This window comes from Roseisolibacter sp. H3M3-2 (assembly GCF_029211165.1).
Lineage (GTDB): Bacteria > Gemmatimonadota > Gemmatimonadetes > Gemmatimonadales > Gemmatimonadaceae > Roseisolibacter.
Window position 1 is genome coordinate 1 of sequence record NZ_JARGEK010000448.1, and the last position, 3,450, is coordinate 3,450.

The 3,450-nt window shown below is 75.3% G+C and carries 3 protein-coding genes; 2 read left to right on the plus strand and 1 reads right to left on the minus strand.

Translation table 11 applies throughout. From position 1 onward, the window contains the following. Window positions 1-135: 135 nt before the first annotated feature. Window positions 136-456 (minus strand): PadR family transcriptional regulator, encoded by a 321-nt coding sequence (locus PYV61_RS22750; RefSeq protein WP_275835993.1) that lies wholly within the window; start codon window positions 454-456, stop codon window positions 136-138. 68 nt (window positions 457-524) lie between these two features. On the opposite strand from PYV61_RS22750, the gene PYV61_RS22755 reads away from it, so the two are divergent. Continuing rightward, entirely contained in the window at window positions 525-1,760 is a 1,236-nt protein-coding gene (locus PYV61_RS22755; RefSeq protein WP_275835995.1) for a DNA repair exonuclease, read from the plus strand. Continuing rightward, on the plus strand, window positions 1,757-3,450 hold a 1,694-nt coding region (locus PYV61_RS22760; RefSeq protein WP_275835997.1), incomplete at its 3' end, for an SMC family ATPase. The genes PYV61_RS22755 and PYV61_RS22760, both read left to right, overlap by 4 nt.

Sequence of the window (3,450 nt, forward strand, 5' to 3'; positions counted from 1 at the left end):
CGGCGCCGCGCGCGGCCCCGCGCGACCGGGCGCGCGCGACCTCGTGGGCGAACAGCGCTTCCATCGCGGGGCCGTGCTTGCGGCGCAGGACGCCCGGCAGCAGGTGCAGCGCGACGCGGTAGGCGGCCGTCCAGCTCATGCGCCCCCGAGCGCGAGGCGCGTGCGGGCGACCCGCGCCAGCGACTCGAGGCGCGACGCCTCGCGTTCGAGCGCGAGGCGCCCCGCGCGCGTGATGCGGTAGAAGCGCTCGCGTCCCGAGCCGCCCTCCGGGCGCTCGTCGCTCGCGACCTCCTCCAGCCACCCGTGCTCGACCAGCTCCTCGAGCGAGCCGTAGAGCGTCGCCGGCCAGAGGCGCACGCCGCCGCCGCTCAGCTCGCGCACGTCGTCCTGGATCGCGGTGCCGTAGCGCGGCGCGGACGACACGGAGAGCAGGATGAAGAACCAGTGCGGCTTCATACCATGCAATACTATCAATTGATAGTATGAGCCGCAAGGGAGCACGCCGCTTACCTTGTGACAGGCTGGTGCGCCGCGCCGCCGCCGACCCCGCCATGCGCCTCGTCCACCTCTCCGACCTCCACCTCGGCTTCCGTCAGTACCAGCGGCTGACGCCCACCGGCGTCAACCAGCGGGAGTACGACGTGTCGCGGACATTCGGGCGCGTGGTCGACCAGGTGATCGCGCGGCGGCCCGACGTCGTCGTCGTCGCGGGGGACGTGTTCCACGCCGTCCGCCCGTCGAACCCGGCGATCCTGTTCGCCTTCCAGCAGCTGGCGAAGCTGCGCGCGGCGCTCCCCGACGCGCCGGTGGTGATGGTCGCCGGCAACCACGACGCGCCCAAGACCAGCGAGACCGGCTGCATCCTGCGTCTGTTCCGCGAGCTCGGCGTGCACGTCGCCGACGACCAGCCGCAGCGCTTCGACTTCCCCGGGCACGACCTGTCGGTGCTCGCGGTCCCCGACGCGCCGAACATGCAGCGCCCGGCGTTCGACCCCGACCCGTCGGCGCGCTGGAACGTGCTGCTCGTGCACGGCGAGGTCGAGGGGATCCTGCCGAAGGACGTCGCCCCCGTCGACCGCGCGGTCATCGAGATCACGACCGAGGAGCTGCGCGCCCCGGAGTGGTCGTACGTCGCGCTCGGCCACTACCACGTGTACCGCGAGGTCGCGCCGAACGCGTACTACTCGGGCTCCATCGACTACACGAGCGCCAACGCGTGGGGGGAGCGCGACGAGGAGCGCGCCGCGCGGCTGCCGGGGAAGGGGTTCGTGGAGCGCGACCTGGCGACCGGCGCGCACACGTTCCACCCGATCCCGGCGTCGCGCGAGCTGGTGGAGCTCCCCGAGGTCTCGGCGCGCGGCATGTCGGCCGCCGAGGTGGACGCCGCGATCCGGAGCGCCGTCGAGTCGCACCCGGGCGGAATCGAGGAGCGCGTGGTGCGCCTGGCCGTGCGCGACATCCCGCGCCACATCGCGCGCGAGCTGGACCACCGCATGCTGCGCGAGTACCGCCGCCGCGCGCTGCACTTCCACCTGCTGACGCACAAGCCCGACGTGCAGCGGCGCGACGCGAGCGGCGCCCCGACGCGGCGCCCGTCGCTCCCCGACATCGTGCGCGAGAAGCTGCGCACGCGGCTCCTGCCGAGCGACGTCGACCGCGACGCGCTGGTGGCGCTCGGGCTGCGCTACCTCGAGGAGGCCGAGGCGCTGGTCGCCGTCGAGGTCGCGCCGGCGGCGGTGGCCGCGGAGGACGGCGAGTGAAGCTGCACGCGCTCCGCCTGGTGAACTTCCGCCAGCACGCCGACTCGTACCTGTCGTTCGGCGACGGGCTGACGGGGATCATCGGCGCCAACGGGTCGGGGAAGACGACGATCCTCGAGGCGATCGCCTGGGCGCTGTACGGCAACGCGGCGGCCCGCGGCACCCGCGACTCGATCCGCTTCGTGCGCGCGCAGCCGCGCGCCGCGGTGCGCGTCGAGCTGGAGTTCGACCTCGCGGGGCACCGGTACCGCGTGGTGCGCGGGCTCACCAGCGCGGAGCTCTACCTCGACGGCGCGTCGGGGCCGATCGCCAACTCGATCACGGCGGTCGGCGAGCTGCTGCAGCGCCGGCTCGGGATGTCGCGGGGCGAGTTCTTCAACACGTACTTCACCGGGCAGAAGGAGCTGAACGTGATGGCGGCCATGGGGCCGTCGGAGCGGGCGCAGTTCCTGTCGCGCGTGCTGGGGTACGAGCGGCTGCGCGCCGCGCAGGCGCTGGCGCGCGACCGCCGCAAGGTCGTCGTCGCCGAGCAGGCGGGGCTCCGCGCGGGGATGGCCGACCCGGACGCGGTGTGGCGCCAGCTGTCCGACGCCGAGTCGCGGCTCGCCGCGGCGCGCACGATCGCCGAGGAGTCGGAGCGGCGGCGCGACGACGCGGCGGCGGCGCTGGCGCGCGTCCTCCCCGAGTGGGAGCGGGCGCAGGACGAGCGCAGCCGCCTGCAGGAGATCCTCGGCGAGCTGCGCGTCGCGGACGGGGAGGAGCAGACGCTGCTCCGGGAGCTCGACCGCGTCGGGAAGGAGCTGGCCGACGTCGCCGGCGCCCGCGCCGACCTGGAGCTGCTGGCCACGCGCCTGGCGCCGCTCCCCACGCTGCGCGAGACGCTGCAGCGCCTCGACGAGCTGGCGAGCGCCGAGGGGCGCCGCGAGGCGCTCTCCGACTCGGAGCGCGCGCTGGTCGAGGTCATCGGCCGCCTCGACGAGCGGCGCGCGCGCCTCGGGAGCGCCCCCGAGTTCGAGCGCGAGACGCAGGCGCTGCTCGAGGTGCGCCGCGGCGAGCTCGAGGCCGTGGTGGCCGAGCACGAACGCGACCGGACGGCGTGGGTGCGCGACCAGCAGGAGGCGCAGACGCGGCGCGAGCAGATCCGCGCGCAGTACACCGACGTCAAGGACCGGCGCGACGGCGTGGAGCGGCTCGGCCCCGAGAGCCCGTGCCCGACCTGCACCCGCCCGCTCGGGGAGAGCTACCGCACCGTGCTCGACGCGCTCGACGAGCAGCTCGACACGCTGCTCGGCGACGGCCGCTACTACCGCAGCCGCGTCGAGCAGCTGGAGGGCGAACCCGAGGCGGTCACGCAGCTCGGCGAGCGCCGCCGCGCGCTGTCGGCCGAGGTGCAGCAGCTGGAGCGGCGGCTCGCGAAGTGCCAGGCGGGCGTGCAGGAGCTGGCGAGCGTCGACCGCGAGCTGGCGACGCACCGCACGCGCCTCGACGCCGTGCGCGCCGACATCGCCGAGCTGCCCACGGGGTACGACGCCGCCCGCCACGCCGGCGTGCGCGACGAGGTGGCCGCGCTGGCGCCGCTGGAGCAGCGGCGCGCGCGCGCCGAGGCGCTGGTCGGCCGCGCGACGCAGACGCAGGCCGCCCGGTCGCGGCGGGCCGGGGTGCAGATGGACGAGGAGCGGTTCGCCGACGT

What these genes read in the sequence shown, in the direction of transcription:
- PYV61_RS22750 (WP_275835993.1), bottom strand. Translation starts at nt 456, where the DNA reads ATGAAGCCGCACTGGTTCTTCATCCTGCTCTCCGTGTCGTCCGCGCCG.